Source organism: Micromonospora sp. CA-246542, from assembly GCF_050942905.1.
Lineage (GTDB): Bacteria > Actinomycetota > Actinomycetes > Mycobacteriales > Micromonosporaceae > Micromonospora.
In genome coordinates, this window is record NZ_CP192040.1 from 1829649 (window position 1) to 1844786 (window position 15138).

Annotated in this window: 12 protein-coding genes and 2 pseudogenes; 10 read left to right on the plus strand and 4 right to left on the minus strand. The window is 71.2% G+C overall.

The features are described 5' to 3' along the window. Positions 1-137: 137 nt before the first annotated feature. Complete coding sequence (locus tag ACQP0N_RS08600; RefSeq protein ID WP_433118966.1) at positions 138-884, minus strand: pyrimidine reductase family protein; 747 nt, start codon at positions 882-884, stop codon at positions 138-140. Between the two features lie 150 nt (positions 885-1034). On the opposite strand from ACQP0N_RS08600, the gene ACQP0N_RS08605 reads away from it, so the two are divergent. From ACQP0N_RS08605 to ACQP0N_RS08630, 6 genes are all read left to right on the plus strand, one after another. Beyond that, entirely contained in the window at positions 1035-1580 is a 546-nt protein-coding gene (locus tag ACQP0N_RS08605; RefSeq protein ID WP_433118968.1) for a plasmid pRiA4b ORF-3 family protein, read from the plus strand. Positions 1581-1839: 259 nt separating this feature from the next. Continuing rightward, on the plus strand, positions 1840-3150 hold the full coding sequence (locus ACQP0N_RS08610) for an ABC transporter substrate-binding protein (protein ID WP_357122891.1): 1311 nt from the start codon (positions 1840-1842) through the stop codon (positions 3148-3150). Between the two features lie 110 nt (positions 3151-3260). Beyond that, positions 3261-4247 (plus strand): carbohydrate ABC transporter permease, encoded by a 987-nt coding sequence (locus tag ACQP0N_RS08615; RefSeq protein WP_355051753.1) that lies wholly within the window; start codon positions 3261-3263, stop codon positions 4245-4247. A gap of 70 nt (positions 4248-4317) precedes the next feature. Next, positions 4318-5163: a carbohydrate ABC transporter permease gene (locus ACQP0N_RS08620; RefSeq protein WP_355051884.1), complete on the plus strand. Its 846-nt coding sequence runs from the start codon at positions 4318-4320 to the stop codon at positions 5161-5163. After that, positions 5160-6590: a GH1 family beta-glucosidase gene (locus ACQP0N_RS08625; protein ID WP_433118971.1), complete on the plus strand. Its 1431-nt coding sequence runs from the start codon at positions 5160-5162 to the stop codon at positions 6588-6590. The genes ACQP0N_RS08620 and ACQP0N_RS08625 overlap by 4 nt, the downstream gene beginning before the upstream one ends. 79 nt (positions 6591-6669) lie before the next feature. Next, positions 6670-7716, plus strand: coding sequence for a LacI family DNA-binding transcriptional regulator (locus ACQP0N_RS08630; protein WP_355051755.1), 1047 nt, complete (start codon positions 6670-6672; stop codon positions 7714-7716). Positions 7717-7906: 190 nt separating this feature from the next. Here ACQP0N_RS08630 and ACQP0N_RS08635 read toward each other — a convergent pair whose 3' ends face one another. Next, positions 7907-9118, minus strand: a complete 1212-nt coding sequence (locus ACQP0N_RS08635) for an acyl-CoA dehydrogenase family protein (protein ID WP_433118973.1) — start codon at positions 9116-9118, stop codon at positions 7907-7909. Next, positions 9118-10197, minus strand: coding sequence for a phosphotransferase family protein (locus ACQP0N_RS08640; RefSeq protein ID WP_433118975.1), 1080 nt, complete (start codon positions 10195-10197; stop codon positions 9118-9120). Before ACQP0N_RS08640 ends, ACQP0N_RS08635 begins: the two co-directional genes overlap by 1 nt. A 195-nt stretch (positions 10198-10392) precedes the next feature. Between ACQP0N_RS08640 and ACQP0N_RS08645 the strand changes: the two genes are divergently transcribed. The 4 genes and pseudogenes from ACQP0N_RS08645 to ACQP0N_RS08660 all read left to right on the plus strand — a co-directional run bounded on the left by ACQP0N_RS08645 (position 10393) and on the right by ACQP0N_RS08660 (position 14147). Continuing rightward, positions 10393-12117 (plus strand): alpha-keto acid decarboxylase family protein, encoded by a 1725-nt coding sequence (locus ACQP0N_RS08645; protein WP_433118977.1) that lies wholly within the window; start codon positions 10393-10395, stop codon positions 12115-12117. A 142-nt stretch (positions 12118-12259) separates the two neighbouring features. Continuing rightward, the gene (locus tag ACQP0N_RS08650; RefSeq protein ID WP_357122911.1) at positions 12260-12961 is read left to right on the plus strand and encodes an amino acid-binding protein; all 702 of its coding nucleotides are present in this window, start codon (positions 12260-12262) and stop codon (positions 12959-12961) included. 89 nt (positions 12962-13050) lie between these two features. Next, positions 13051-13185, plus strand: a pseudogene (locus tag ACQP0N_RS08655) (GNAT family N-acetyltransferase); the annotation flags it as partial. 363 nt (positions 13186-13548) lie between these two features. Further along, positions 13549-14147, plus strand: a pseudogene (locus tag ACQP0N_RS08660) (N-acetyltransferase family protein). Here ACQP0N_RS08660 and ACQP0N_RS08665 read toward each other — a convergent pair. Continuing rightward, positions 14140-14928: an LPXTG cell wall anchor domain-containing protein gene (locus tag ACQP0N_RS08665; protein ID WP_433118979.1), complete on the minus strand. Its 789-nt coding sequence runs from the start codon at positions 14926-14928 to the stop codon at positions 14140-14142. The pseudogene ACQP0N_RS08660 and the gene ACQP0N_RS08665 sit on opposite strands and share 8 nt — an antisense overlap. Between the last annotated feature and the right edge of the window lie 210 nt (positions 14929-15138).

Here is a 15138-nt window from a genome sequence, read left to right on the forward strand (position 1 = left end):
CAGCACGGTCGGGAAGCATGACGTGCATCCTGCCCGAGGAGTACGACAGGTCGCCACGCGACGCGGCGGACGACACCATGGTCGGTCACACCCGCGACGCTGGGTGTGCGACCGGGCGACGGCCCGTCACGCGGGGGTCAGTCGCGGGCGTGGCGGAGGAGCAGCACGCCGTCGTCGGCGGCGAGCACGTGGCGCAGCGGCAGGTGCGTCGGCCCGGTGGCGTCGCCGGCGGTGATCCGCCCCGGTCCCGGCCCGGCGAGCAGCGGTGCGACCGTGAGGCACAGCTCGTCCACCAGGCCGGCCGCGGTGAGCGCGCCGAGCAGGTGCGGGCCGCCCTCGCAGAGCAGCTGTGTCAGTCCGCGCCCGTGCAGCCCGGCCAGGGCGCCGGCGAGGTCGACCCGGCCGGTGCCGCAGCGCAGCACGTCGGCGACGTCGGTGAGGCCGGGTGGTGGCTCGGCGTCGGAGTGGGTGAGCACGATCGGCCGGACCGGCGCGTCGGCGAACGCGGCCTGCGCCGGGTCCAGGTCGAGGGCGCCGGAGACGACCACCAACGTCGGGTACGCGGCCAGCCCGTTCGCCCTGCGCCAGGCGCGGCGGCCCTCGTCCAGGCGGACGGCCCGGTACCCCTCGTGCCGCAGGGTGCCGGCGGCCACCACGAGAGCGTCGCAGACCATCCGCAGCAGGCCGAACACCCGCTTGTCCGGCTCGCCCGACAGCCCGGCGGAGTAGCCGTCGACGGTGACCGCGCCGTCCAGGCTGGAGACGAAGTTGACTCGCAGTCGGGGCTGGTCGGCGCGGCCGTAGAGGGCGGTCAACGCCGCGTCGTCGAGCGGCTCGACGGACGGCTCGGGCCAGAGCCGTCGGATCGGAATTCCGACCGTCATTCGCCGGCCGGACCGGTGACCGGAGGGGTCGGTTCAGCGGTACGGTGCTGGCAGTCGCACCAGTTCCGGCCCGGGCAGTCGTCGTGCCGCCGGGCCCGGCACGCTCGGCAGATCATGCTCGCAGCCTAAGCCGCTCAAGGACAGGACAGCATGCCGCGTCAGATCTTCCAGCTGAAGATGTCCCTCGCCGGCGTGCGCCCGGTCATCTGGCGTCGGGTGCTCGTCCCGGCCGGCTACACGCTGGACCGACTGCACCGGGTCGCGCAGCACGCGATGGGCTGGCGGGACTGCCACCTGCACTCGTTCGAGGTCGACGCGGTGACCTACGGCGAGCCCGACCCGGACGAGGGCCTGGCGCTGCACGACGAGCTGGACGTCCGGCTGGACGCGGTGCTCGGCAAGGGCAGCAGGTTCTCCTACACGTACGACTTCGGCGACTGGTGGGAGCACGACCTGGTCGTCGAGGACGCGTTCACCGCCGACCAGGACGAGCGGTACCCGCTCTGCCTCGACGGGGAGCATGCCTGCCCACCGGAGGGCATCGGTGGTCCACTGGTCTACCAGACGCTGCTGGCGGCCCTGGCCGATCCGGCCCATCCGGAGCGGGCTCTGCTGACGGGCTGGGTCACCGGCGGCTTCGACCCGACGTTCTTCGATCCCGCCGTCGCCACCACGCTGCTGCGTCGCTTCTGCTGAACGGGCTGGTCAGGCTGGCGTCGATGCCCCGTGTGCCGGCCTGAAACAGGGCGGTAACGATCTGGGAACGCTCCCAATGGTCTATTGACACCCTGGTAGCGCCCCGGCAATCTCATGGGAGCGCTCCCGGGGGAGTGGCGGAAGTCTCCTTCACAGCTCTCCCCAGACGTCCACGGCCACCGGCTGAGCGGCGCGGGGCGCTACAGCACCCCCCACCACGTACGACACACCAAAGCCTCACCACTTGAGAGGGGTCAGGATGAGCGTCACCTCACGTCGCCGCTTTGCGGCGATCGCGCTCGCGTCCGTCGCCGTGCTCGCCGCGGCAACCGCCTGCGGCGACGGCGACTCGTCGTCCGATTCGGACGGCGGCAAGGTCACTCTGGTCGTCGACGTCTTCGGCGACCAGGGCTTCGGCTACGAGGATCTCTACAAGCAGTACCAGACGGAGCACCCGAACGTCACGATCCAGGAGCGCGGCAAGGGCCTCGGCCTCGGCGACTACAACACCCGGCTGACGCAGCAGATCACCGCCGGTGCCGGTGCCGGTGACGTCGTCGCCCTCGAAGAGGGCACGATCGTGCAGTTCTTCGCGCAGGCCGACAAGTTCGTGAACCTGGCCGACCACGGCGCCAACGACCTCAAGGGCAACTTCCTGCCGTGGAAGTGGGAGGGTGGCCTCACGCCGGACGGCAAGGTGCTCGGTCTCGGCACCGACGTCGGCGGCATGGCCGTCTGCTACCGCAGCGACCTCTTCAAGGCCGCCGGTCTGCCGACCGACCGCGAGCAGGTTGGCGCCCTCTGGCCGACGTGGGACGCGTTCATCGAGCAGGGTCAGAAGTTCACCGCCGCCGACAAGAAGCACAAGTTCGTCGACTCGGCGACCAACTTCTACAACATCGTGCTGATGCAGACGGCGGGCGCGGGCAACGGCTACACCTACTTCGACAAGAGCAACAAGCTCGTCGTCGGCGAGAACCCGGACGTGCAGACCGCGTTCCAGCAGACCACCAAGATGATCAGCGCGGGTCTGTCGAACAACCTGCGGAGCTTCTCCAACGAGTGGAACGCCGGCTTCAAGAACGGCAGCTTCGCCACCATCGGCTGCCCGGCCTGGATGACGGGTGTCATCAAGGGTCAGGCCGGTGACGCGGCGGCCGGCAAGTGGGACGTCGCCAAGGCGCCGGGCAACGGCGGCAACTGGGGCGGTTCCTGGCTGGCCGTGCCGAAGTCCAGCAAGCACCAGAAGGAAGCCGCTGAGCTGGCCAAGTTCCTGACCAGCGCCAAGAGCCAGACCGAGGCGTTCAAGAAGGTCGGCAACCTGCCCTCGTCGCCGCAGGCCCTCGAGGACCCGGCCGTGCTCGCCGCCACCAACGAGTACTTCAGCGGCGCGCCGATCGGCAAGATCTTCGCCGCTGGCGCCAAGGAGCTGAAGCCGGTCTACCTCGGCCCGAAGAACCAGGCGGTCCGGGACGCGGTCGAGAACGCGCTGCGCAGCATCGAGCAGGGTAAGGCCGCCGACGCCGCTTGGCAGGACGCGGTGAAGAACGGCCAGGCAGCAGGCAAGTAACGGCTGCGACGCGCTCACGGGTGGTGCCGCTCCGGCACCACCCGTGAACCCGCGTCAACACGCCCTGCCGCGGCGCCCCACGAGGCGTCGCCGAGTGTGAAGGACCGCTCATGAGCTCCCTGAAGACCCCCGCGCCACCGGGCGCGTCGGCCCGCGGGCCGCGCCCGGCGCCACGGCACTCAACGGCGCGCCGCCGGCAGCTGAACCGGCTGGACCTGCGCTTCACCCCGTACGTCTTCGTCCTGCCGTTCTTCGTGCTCTTCGCGATCTTCGGCGTCTACCCGATCGTCTACACGTTCTGGATCGCGATGACCGACCGGTCACCGATGAACGCGACGATCAGCTTCGTCGGCCTGGACAACTTCGTCGAGCTGTTCACGAACGACCCGCAGTTCTGGAACGCGGTGGTGAACACCTTCGGGATGTTCGCACTCTCCACCATCCCGCAGCTGCTCATCGCGCTGATGCTGGCCAACGCGTTGAACCGCCGCATCCGCGGCCAGATGTTCTTCCGGCTGGCCATCGCGATGCCGATCATCACCTCGACCGCCGTGGTGGCGCTCATCTTCTCGATGATCTACGCCCGGGACTTCGGCCTGATGAACTGGCTGCTCGACCTGGTCGGTCTCGGCCCCATCGACTGGCGGGCCAACCGCTTCGCCTCCTGGGTCGCCATCGCCACGATGGTCGACTGGCGGTGGGTGGGTTACAACGCCCTCATCTACCTCGCCGCGATGCAGTCGATCAGCAAGGACGTGTACGAGGCGGCCGCCCTCGACGGCGCCTCGCAACGCCGCCAGTTCTGGTCGATCACCATCCCGCAGCTGCGCCCCACCATCATCTTCACGCTGATCATCTCGACCATCGGCGGTCTGCAGCTCTTCACCGAGCCGCTGATGTTCACCAGCGGCTCGGGCGCGCTCTCCGGCGGCACGGAGGGGCAGTTCCAGACGATCACGATGTACCTGCTGGACGTCATGAACCAGCGGTTCCGGTGGGGGTACGCGGGCGCCGTTGCCCTGGTGCTGTTCCTGCTGATCGCGTCCGTCTCGTTCATCAACTACCTGCTGGCCCGCCGCATCAGCTCCGACAAGTGAGGGTGGCCCACCCATGACCAGTACCACTCTGCGACCGCCGTCGGTCCGGCCACCGGCCGAACGCAACGGCATCCGCCACAGCGCGGAGAAGCTCTGGACGGCCAGCCCGCTCACCTGGTTCGGGCTCGTCCTCGGCGTCATCCTGTCGCTCTTCCCGTTCTACTGGATGATCGTCATCGCCTCGCGGACCAGTGACGCCGCGAACTCCTGGCCCCCGCCGTTCCTGCCGGGCGGCAAGCTGGGCGAGAACATCCAGCGGGTGCTCGACAACGGCGACGCGAACATCGTCAAGGGCCTGATGAACTCGTTCCTGGTGTCGGGCACGATCACGGTGGCGACCGTGTTCTTCGGCTCGCTCGCCGGATTCGCGTTCGCGAAACTGCGTTTCCGGGGCAAGAACGCGCTGCTGCTCATCATCCTGGCCTCGATGATGATTCCCATCCAGCTCGGTGTGCTCCCGCTGTACATCCTCATGGCCAAGCTGGAATGGCTGAACACGATGCCGTCGGTGACGGTGCCGTTCCTGATCGGCGGCTTCGGCATCTTCATGATGCGCCAGTACGCCGAGCAGGCCGTGCCCAACGAGCTGATCGAGGCGGCCCGCGTCGACGGCTGCTCCACCTGGCGCGTCTACTGGCACGTGGTGGTGCCGGCGCTGCGACCGGCGGCGGCCGTGCTCGGCCTGCTCACCTTCATGGAGCAGTGGAACCAGTTCTTCTGGCCCTTCGTGGTGCTCGCCGACCCGGCCAACCCGACCGTGCAGATCTCCCTGCGCAGTCTGAACACCGCGTACTTCGCGGACAATTCTCAGATTTTCGCGGGTACGCTCATCGCTACCCTTCCGCTGTTCATCGTCTTCGTTCTGTTCGGCCGCCAGATCATTGGCGGGATCATGGAAGGTGCCGTCAAGTCGTGAGCAACCCCGCCAGCCCATCCGCCGTCGACCTCGACGAGCGTTCCGGGCTGACCTTTCCACCCGGCTTCCTGTGGGGAGCCGCGACCGCGGCATACCAGATCGAGGGGGCGGCGGCCGAGGACGGCCGCACCCCGTCGATCTGGGACACCTTCAGCCACACCGAGGGCCGGGTGGTCAACGGACACACCGGTGACGTGGCCTGCGACCACTACCACCGGGTCCGCGACGACGTCGCCCTGATGGCCGAGCTGGGCCTCAAGTCGTACCGTTTCTCGGTCTCCTGGCCCCGGGTGCAGCCCGGCGGTTCGGGCGCGGCCAACCCGCAGGGCCTGGACTTCTACAGTCGTCTGGTCGACGACCTGCTGGCCCACGACATCGAGCCGTGGCTCACCCTCTACCACTGGGACCTTCCCCAGGAGCTGGAGGACGCCGGTGGCTGGCCGTCGCGGGACACCGCCGCCCGCTTCGCCGACTACACGACGCTCGTCGCCGACGCGCTCGGCGACCGGGTGCGCTACTGGACCACCCTGAACGAGCCGTGGTGCTCGGCGTTCCTCGGGTACGGCTCCGGCGTACACGCCCCGGGCCGGTCCAACGGCGCGGACTCGGTGCGCGCCGGCCACCACCTGATGCTCGGGCACGGCCTGGCCGTGCAGGCCCTGCGGGCCGCCCGGCCCACGGCCGAGGTGGGCGTGACCGTCAACCTGTACCCGGTCGACGCGGCCACCGACGCTCCCGCCGACGTCGACGCGGCCCGGCGGATCGACGGGCTGGCCAACCGCTTCTTCCTCGACCCGCTGCTGCGTGGGTCGTACCCGGAGGATCTGGTGGCCGACCTGCGCGAGGTCACCGACTTCGACCATGTCCACGACGGTGACCTGGCGACCATCTCCACGCCGCTGGACCTGGTCGGGATCAACTACTACAGCCGGCACGTGGTCGCCGCGCCGATCGAGGGCGCCGAGCCCGAGCCGTACTGGCGGGCACCCTCCTGCTGGCCGGGCAGCGAGGACGTCCGGTTCGTCACCCGCGGTGTCCCGGTGACCGACATGGACTGGGAGATCGACGCCCCGGGCCTGGTGGAGACGCTGCGCCGGGTGCACGAGGAGTACACGGACCTGCCGCTGTACGTCACCGAGAACGGCTCCGCGTTCGTCGACACCGTCGTCGACGGGCAGGTCGACGACGTCGACCGGCTGGCCTACTTCGACGCCCACCTGCGGGCCTGCCACGAAGCGATCAACGCGGGCGTGCCCCTGCGGGGATACTTCGCCTGGTCATTGATGGATAATTTCGAGTGGGCCTGGGGTTACACCAAGCGCTTCGGCATGATCCACGTCGACTACGACAGCCAGCTTCGCATCCCCAAGTCCAGCGCCAGGTGGTACGCCTCGGTGATCCGACGCAACGGTCTGGCCGCACAATAGGCTCGGGCCAGCCATCAGGGCGGTCCCGGCGTCCACTCTCGCGTGGCGCCGGGTCCGCCCGCCGTCGGAGGAGCAGACGATGACAACGCAGCGCACCCGCTCGCTCGGGCGCCCGACCCTCGACGCGGTCGCGGCGCGCGCCGGCGTGGGTCGGGGCACGGTCTCGCGCGTGGTCAACGGCTCGCCCCAGGTCAGCCCGGAGGCCCGGGCCGCGGTCCAACAGGCGATCGCCGAGCTGGGGTACGTGCCGAACCGCGCCGCCCGCGCGCTGGTCACCCAGCGGACCGACTCCGTCGCCCTGGTGGTGTCCGAATCCGGGGAGCGGGTCTTCACCGAGCCGTTCTTCGCCGCGATCGTGCGGGGGATCAGCTCCGGCCTGCTGGAGACGCCCATGCAGCTCTGGCTGGCGATGGCCCAGTCGCCGGTCGAGCGGGAGCGCGTCGAGCACCACCTCACCAACCAGCACGTCGACGGCGTACTGCTGCTGTCGTTGCACGACTCCGATCCGCTGCCCACCCTGCTGGAGGAGCGCGGCCTGCCCGCGGTGCTCGGTGGCCGACCGGCCCGGATGCTGCAACCCGGGGCCCAGCCGGCGTGGTTCGTCGACGTGGACAACGTTGGCGGCGCACGGCAGGCGGTTGAGTACCTGACCAGCCAGGGGCGGCGGCGCGTCGCCACCATCGCCGGCCCGCAGGACATGGGCGCCGGCCTGGCCCGACTGGCCGGCTACACCGAGGCCGTCAAGGCCACCGGCGTCGGCGTCAACCCCGACCTCATCGCGTACGGCGACTTCAGCGAGAGCAGTGGGGCGACCGCCATGCGCCGGCTGCTGGACGCCTGCCCGGACCTGGACGCCGTCTTCGTCGCGTCCGACCTGATGGCGTTCGGCGCGTTGCGGACCCTGCGCGACGCCGGCCGGCGTGTCCCGGAGGATGTCGCCGTGATCGGCTTCGACGACGCGCCGGTCGCCCGCCAGGCGGACCCACCGTTGACGAGCGTGTTCCAGCCCGTGGAGGAGATGGGTCGGCAGATGGCCCGGCTGCTGGTCGCCCGCATCCGCGGCGACGACCTACCCGCCCCACACATCCTCCTGGACACCCAACTGGTCCACCGAGCCAGCGCGTAACCCCTCCCCACCCCACCCCACCCCACCCCGCCCCGCCCCGTCCCGCGCGCTCCCTGCCCCCTCTCCCGGCCGATCTTGCACTTGCTGTGGCGACATACGGGATATTCCGCGCGAACTGTCGACAGAAAGTGCAAGATCGCGTGCTGCGGGGGCGGGCGCGGGGCGCGAGGCAGGGACGGGGGCGGGGGTTTTAGGGGAGCCAGCGGCGGAGTTCGCGTTTGGCCAGGGAGTTGCGGTGGACCTCGTCGGGGCCGTCGGCGAGGCGCAGGGTGCGGGTCTGTGCCCAGAGGGCGGCCAGGGGGGTGTCCTGGCTGACGCCCGCGCCGCCGTACCCCTGGATGGCCTTGTCGATCACCCACTCCGCCATGGCCGGCGTGGCGATCTTGATGGCCTGGATCTCGGTGTGCGCGCCCTTGTTGCCGACGGTGTCCATCAGCCAGGCCGTCTTGAGCACCAGTAGGCGGGCCTGTTCGATGCGGACCCGCGATTCGGCGATCCACTCCCGCACGACGCCCTGCTCGGCGAGGGGGCGGCCGAACGCGATCCGCTCGTTGGCCCGGCGACACAGCAACTCCAGTGCCCGTTCGGCCATTCCGATCAATCGCATGCAGTGGTGGATGCGGCCCGGGCCGAGTCGTGCCTGGGCGATGGCGAAGCCGGTGCCCTCCGCGCCGATCAGATTGGCCGCCGGCACCCGTACGTCGGTGAAGTCGATCTCGGCGTGCCCGCCGTGCGTGCCGTCGGAGTAGCCGAAGACGTGCATGCCCCGGCGGACGGTCACGCCCGGCGTGTCCCGGGGGACGAGCACCATGCTCTGCTGGCGGTGCCGGTCGGCGTCCGGGTCTGTCTTGCCCATCACGATGAGGATCTCGCAGCGCGGGTCCATCGCGCCGGACGACCACCACTTGCGGCCGTTGATGACGTACTCGTCGCCGTCGCGGGTGATCCGGGTGGCGATGTTGGTCGCGTCGGACGAGGCGACCTCCGGCTCGGTCATGCAGAAGGCCGAGCGGATCTCGCCCTCCAGCAGCGGCACGAGCCAGCGCTCGCGCTGGGCGTCCGAGCCGAACTCGGCCAGCAGCTCCATGTTGCCCGTGTCCGGCGCCGCGCAGTTGACGGCCTCGGGCGCCAGGTGCGGGCTGCGCCCGGTCAGCTCGGCGAGCGGCGCGTACTGGAGGTTGGTGAGGCCGGCGCCGTAGCGCGGGTCGGGCAGGAACAGGTTCCACAGGCCGCGCTTGCGGGCCTCGGCCTTCAGCTCGGCCAGCACCGGGGTACGCGACCACTGGTCGCCGGTGGCCGCCTGCTCGGCGTGCACCGGCTCGGCCGGGTAGACGTGCTCGGTCAGGAACCGGGTCAGCTCGTCGCGCAGCTCCTCGGTCCGGGCGTCGTACGCGAAGTCCATCACTGCTCCCTGGCGGCGGTCAGCCCGTGCGCGACCAGCGGTGCCACCATGTCGCCGATCCGGTCGAAGCCCTCGCCGAGCGTCTGCCCGAGCGTGTGGCGGTAGTGGATGCCCTCGCAGATGACGGCGAGCTTGAAGCAGCCCAGCGCCACGTGCCAGTGCAGCGGCCCGACGTCGACGTCGCTGCGCCCGGCGTACCTGTCGATCAGTTCGGCGCCGGTGGGGAAGCCGGCGCGCGGGCCGAGGCCGTCGGCGACGGGGTTGCCGGCGGCGGTGTCGCTGTCGCCCAGCACGTCCCAGTACGTCAGCAGCAGCCCCAGGTCGGCGAGGGGATCGCCGAGGGTGGCCATCTCCCAGTCGAGGACGGCGTGTACGGAAACCGGGTCGGCCGAGGCGAGAAGGTTGTCCAGCCGGTAGTCGCCGTGCACGATGCGGCCGGTGTTCGCGCCCTCGGGGGCGGTCGCGGCGAGCCGGTCGCGAAGTTCGTCGATGCCGGGCAGATCGCGGCTGCGCGAGCGGTCGAGCTGGCCGGCCCAGCGGCGGACCTGCCGGGCCAGGTAGCCCTCGGGGCGGCCGAAGTCGGCGAGCCCGACGGCGGCCGGCTCGACGGTGTGCAGCGCGGCGAGGGTGTCCATCATCGCCAGGGCGAGATCCCGGCGTCGTTCGTCGCCCAGCGGATCCGTCTGGGCGCGGGTGCGGAACACCTCGCCGGGCATGCGTTCCATCAGGTAGAACGGTGCGCCGAGAACCTCGGTGTCGGTGCAGAGCAGCAGCGCGCCGGGGACCGGCACCTCGGTGGGCGCGAGCGCGGAGATGACCCGGAACTCGCGGGCCATGTCGTGCGCGGTGGCCAGCACGTGCCCCAGCGGTGGACGGCGCAGCACGACCTCCCGCTCGCCGAGGCGCAGCAGGTAGGTGAGGTTGGACTTGCCGCCCGCGATCAGGTGGGCGCGCAGCGGGCCGGCGGCCAGCTCGGGTCGGTGCGTCGCCAGGTAGCTCGCGAGCCGATCGAGGTCGATCCCGGCGGGGGCGGCCGGAACAGCGCCCGGCCGGAGCGCGCTGGCGGCCGGATCACTCATCCGACTAGTTGATGGCAGCCCGTTCACGTTGTCAAGGTCAGGTAGGGGTCGTCCTCGGCGCTTCGGCCAGGTGAGGTGGCGTCGCCGCCGGTCGAGCCGCTCGGCGGACGATCCCCAAACATTGCGGCATTTGCCCAGATATCGTCTTGATGGGCGGACCGCGGCAGCGGTCTCCGGATTGGCGCGGGGGCGATCGTGGCGAAGGCGAGCGAGGGTACGACGACGGTGGGCGAGCTGCTGCTCAGCCGGCTCTACGACCTCGGAGTACGCCATGTCTTCGGGTTGCCGGGCGACTACAACATGGATTTCCTCGATCAGATCGAGGCGTTCGACGGGATCGAGTGGGTCGGCAGTTGCAACGAGCTCAACGCCGGCTACAGCGCCGACGGATACGCCCGCCTCGCCGGTGCGGCCGCGATCCTCACGACGTTCGGTCCCGGTGAGCTGTCGGCGGTCAACGCCCTCGCCGGGGCCATGGCGGAGTCGGTGCCGATCGTCTCGATCGTCGGCGGTCCGACCGAGGAGATCATGCGGCAGCGCACCTCCATGCACCACTCGCTCGCCGACGGCGACTTCGACCACTGGGTACGGGTGGCACGCGAGGTGACGGTCGCCCAGACCTCGCTGACGCCGCAGAACGCGCTGGGCGAGGTCGACCGGGTGCTCACCGAGTGCTGGTCGCAGCAGCGTCCGGTCTACGTCCGGATGCCCGGTGACGTGGTCCACGCCGAGGTCGCCGAGCCGGGGCGACCGTTCACCCGCCCCGAGCCGGTCGTCTCGCCCGGGCAACTCGACGCCTTCGCCACCGCCGCCCGGCGGCTGCTCGCCGGTGCCGAGCGGCCCGCCCTGTTGGTGGGGAACCTGCCGATCCGCCTCCACCTCGGCGCCGCCGTCACCGCTCTGGCCGCCGAACGGAACTGGCCGGTCGCCGCGCAGTCGCTGGGACGGGGACTGCTGGACGAGTCCGACCCGCACTACGTGGGCGCCTACAACGGCGGTGACAGCGTCGACGAGGTCCGCGCGGTAGTGGAGGACGCGGACGCGCTTGTCTGTGTGGGCGCCACGTTCTTCGACTGGGATGGCCTGTTCACCGCCGACATCAAGGTCGACCGGGTCATCAGCCTGCACCGCGACGCCGCCGTCGTCGGCGGCACCCGATTCGCCCCGGTCGCCCTGCCGGCGGCGCTGCGCTGCCTGCACGAGATCGCCCCGAACCGTACGGCGGAGTGGTCGCGCGCGCCGCTGCTGGCGGCCGACCCGCCCGCACTCGACCCGTCGAGCAACGAGCCGATCCGGCAGGCACGGCTCTGGCCGGCGATCCAGCGGATGCTGCGCGAGGGGGACATCTTCGTCCCGGAGACCGGCACCCCGTCCTTCGGCGCGGCGACGATGCGCCTGCCCGCCGACGTCACCGTCGTGTGGCCGCCCATCTGGGGCTCGATCGGCTACGCCACCCCGGCCGCCTTCGGAGCCGCGGTGGCGGCACCGGACCGACGGACGGTGCTGGTCACCGGCGACGGATCACTGCAGCTGACCGTGCAGGAGATCAGCCGGATGCTCGCCACGAACCAACGCCCGATCATCATCGTGGTCAACAACGGCGGCTACACCGTCGAGCGGGCGGTCGACGGGCGGCACCAGCCGTACAACGACATCGACAACTGGCGGTACACGGATCTGCCGGCGGTGTTCGGACGGGACCGGGGCTTCACCGCGCGCGTCGCCCGTACCGAAGGCGAGCTGGCCGCCATCCTGGCCGGCATCGACGGCCCACCGGCCCAGTTGACCCTCATCGAGGTGGAGACCGACCCACTGGACCTGCCCACCGGTATGCCCCAGTGGGGTCGGGAGACGTCCGCCGCCGACTACCACGCACAGCTCGCCTCCACGCCGGTCCTGCCCCTGGGCGGGCTACCCTGAGCGTCAGCGTCCGGTTTCGCCCCGTAACCAGCCGCCGGAATTTCCGCTCGGGATATGCCTCTGCAACAGGGACGAAATGGTCACCCGGCAGGCTGTGAGCAGCCCGCCGGCCGTCGCCGGCCCGCCGAGCGGAGGGACAGACATGTTGCTGCGAGTTCGGGTCACCCTGCCGGACCGTCCGGGCACCCTCGGTCAGGTCGCCCGCACGCTGGGTGTCTCCGGCGCGGACATCGTGCAGGTCGTGGTCCTCGAGCGTCTCGGCGGGCGCGCGGTGGACGACTTCACGGTGGTGTGGCCCGGCGCGGCACGGGTCGAGCGTCTGCTGGCCGGTCTCGCGGCGATCCCGGGCGTACGGGTGGACGGTGTGTGGCGGGCGATCGGCGCGCCCACCACCACCGGCCAGGACGCGGAGTTGCTGGCCCAGGTCGCGGCGAACCCGGCTGACGGACTGGCGACCCTGGTGGACGCCGTACCGGGCCTGCTGGCGGCCGACTGGGCCGTGGCGGCCGTGGTCCCGGCGGACTGGGCGTCACGTACGGGGGGTGGCGGAGCCACCGTCGGTCACGCGAGCTGGCGCGCTCCCGTACCGCCGCGGTTGCCGGAGGTGACTCCGCTGCGCGGGCGGTCGATGACCGCGCCCGACGGCACCCACTACGGGATCGCCCCGTTCGGGCGGGCCGGTCTGGTGCTGGTCGTGGCCCGCGAGCACAACGAGACCCTCTGCGCCGCGGGTTTCCACAGCACGGAGGTCGACCGGCTCACCCAACTCGTCCGGGCCAGCGCGGTCATCCTGGGCGACCGTCTGGACCTGGTCGGTGCGCCCCCGGTGGTCGCCGGTCCCTGACCAGCGCGAGGAGTTCCCGGGTCGACACCGGCGAGCAACCGGGCGGCAACAGCCGCGGACGAGGCTCTGGGTGGGGAAGGGAGCCAACCATGACGTTGTGGCGGATCCGAGCGACTGTGGACGACCGGCCCGGCTATCTGTCGGTCCTCACGGCGAGCCTCGCGCTACGGGGGGTCAACATCCTCACGGTGCAGGTGCAGCCCACCGAGCATGGCGCGGTGGACGACTTTCTGGTGGACGCGCCGGACACGCTCGACGAGGCCGAGCTGATCGCCGCCGTCGAACGGGGACGCGGGCGGGACTGCTGGGTGGCGCGCAGTGAGGCGCGCGGCCTGGTCGACCAACCGACCCGGGTGCTCGGCCTGGCCAACCGGCTGGTGCGCGACCCGGACGCGACGGGTGAGGCGTTGCGTACGCTGCTCGGCGCCGACGCGGTGAGCTGGCGTCCGGCGGCGACCGGTGCGGACCGGGGCAGCACCGGCACGAGCATGGTGCTGGCCGACCCGGCGGGCGGCACGTTCGCGCTGAGCCGGACGGCGCCCGCCTTCACTCCGGCGGAGTACGCCCGGGCACAGGCTCTGGTCGAGCTGGCCGGCACCGTGACCCGTCGGGCCGCCGAGCAGGTGACCCTGGTGCTGCCGGACGGCGTCGAGGTGGCGGTGCGGCCGGCGTGCGCGGACGACCTGGCGGCTGTGGTGGAGCTGCACAAGGCGTGCTCGCCGCGCAGTCGGGAACGGCGCTACCTGAGTGGGGCGGCGCTGCCGCGGCCGGCCCGGCTGCGTCGACTGTTGGAGCCGACTCGGGGCTCACCCTGGTCGCGACGACCACCGACGCCGACGGCGCGGTGGTCGCCATGGCAAACCTGCTCGGCGAGGGCGACGAGGCCGAGGTGGCGCTTCTGGTACGCGACGACTGGCAGCGGCGCGGGCTGGGCTCGGCCCTGCTGCGTCGGCTGGTGTCGCACGCCGACCGGGCCGCCTACGCGGCGCTGGTGCTGCACGTGCGGGCGGACAACGCGCCCATGCTGCGGACGCTGCATCGGCTGGACCGGCCCAGCTCGGTGCAGCGGGACGGCGGTCTGCTCACGCTGACCGTACCGCTCGGGGTTCCGGTGCCGTCCGAAAAGACCACGACCGGCCACCGGGGGTTGTCCGGGACCGGTCGTGGGCGTTCGGCGATCAGCTAGTGAAGGTGATCCGGTCCCGACGGCGACGCATCACCAGGAGAGCACCACCGGCGATGAGAGCGACGCCGGTGAGCGCGAAGCTGGTGACGGCCACGCCGGTGAGCGGGAGGTTGCCGCCGCTGTCACCGCCGCCGCCCGCGATTCCCGAGGCCGAGGCCGACCCACCGGGCGTCACCGACCCCGACGGCGAGGTCGAGTCCGTCGGCGTGACCGACCCTGACGGCGTGGCCGTGGTCGACTCCGACGGCGTCGGCGAGGCGGTGGCCGGCGGGGTGGTGGTCGGCGCGGCGGTGGTCGGGGTCGGGGAACTGGTGGCCCCGGTGCCGGCGCAGGTGTGGCTGAGGTTGAACCGGTCGCCTTCGCCGCTGACCTGGGCGCTGCCGCCGGTCAGCGTCCAGCCGGCCGGTGTGAACAGGTAGGCGTGCTTCACCTGCTTGTCGCCGCCGCCGTTGGCGACCAGGAAGTCGGTGTAGGCGTCGGCGGCGTTCGGCACGGTGACCGTCACGGAGCTGCCGGCGGTGTCCTTGAACGTCAGAGTGAGGGTCTGGAAGTCGCCGGCCCGCTTGGTGGGCAGCACGAAGTGCCAGCCGTCCTGATCGGTGGGTCGCTCGCCGAACCGGGGATCCTGGCACTCCTGGTGGAACGTCCCCGCTGCCGCTCCGACGTGGGCGCCGTTCAGGAGGGCGACGCTCGACGCCCAGGCCGGTGCGGCGAGAGCGAGAACGGCCGTGGCGGCGACCGTGCAGACGGCCGAGCGCGCCAGGCGCCGACGCAGTGGCATGAGGATTCCTCCGAGATCGGTCGAGGGGGCCGCTCATGATCCCATGGGCGGGACCGCCCGACGGCATCGGTAGATCGGGCTGAGCTGGGACGACGTCTCGGACGAACCTGGCGGCCGGGTCGACTTTCCGCGCGGTGACACGCGTGTCGCCGTAACGTCGGCGAGCGCGATGGCGCTGTGGCGCGGCATGGGCTTCCCATTCGACGTGGC

Bases quoted from the DNA above. Each gene is read 5' to 3' on its own strand.
- ACQP0N_RS08640 (WP_433118975.1), bottom strand. From the start codon at position 10,197: ATGAGTGATCCGGCCGCCAGCGCGCTCCGGCCGGGCGCTGTTCCGGCC.
- ACQP0N_RS08615 (WP_355051753.1), top strand. From the start codon at position 3,261: ATGAGCTCCCTGAAGACCCCCGCGCCACCGGGCGCGTCGGCCCGCGGG.
- ACQP0N_RS08605 (WP_433118968.1), top strand. From the start codon at position 1,035: ATGCCGCGTCAGATCTTCCAGCTGAAGATGTCCCTCGCCGGCGTGCGC.
- ACQP0N_RS08610 (WP_357122891.1), top strand. From the start codon at position 1,840: ATGAGCGTCACCTCACGTCGCCGCTTTGCGGCGATCGCGCTCGCGTCC.
- ACQP0N_RS08630 (WP_355051755.1), top strand. From the start codon at position 6,670: ATGACAACGCAGCGCACCCGCTCGCTCGGGCGCCCGACCCTCGACGCG.
- ACQP0N_RS08650 (WP_357122911.1), top strand. From the start codon at position 12,260: ATGTTGCTGCGAGTTCGGGTCACCCTGCCGGACCGTCCGGGCACCCTC.
- ACQP0N_RS08600 (WP_433118966.1), bottom strand. From the start codon at position 884: ATGACGGTCGGAATTCCGATCCGACGGCTCTGGCCCGAGCCGTCCGTC.
- ACQP0N_RS08635 (WP_433118973.1), bottom strand. From the start codon at position 9,118: ATGGACTTCGCGTACGACGCCCGGACCGAGGAGCTGCGCGACGAGCTG.
- ACQP0N_RS08665 (WP_433118979.1), bottom strand. From the start codon at position 14,928: ATGCCACTGCGTCGGCGCCTGGCGCGCTCGGCCGTCTGCACGGTCGCC.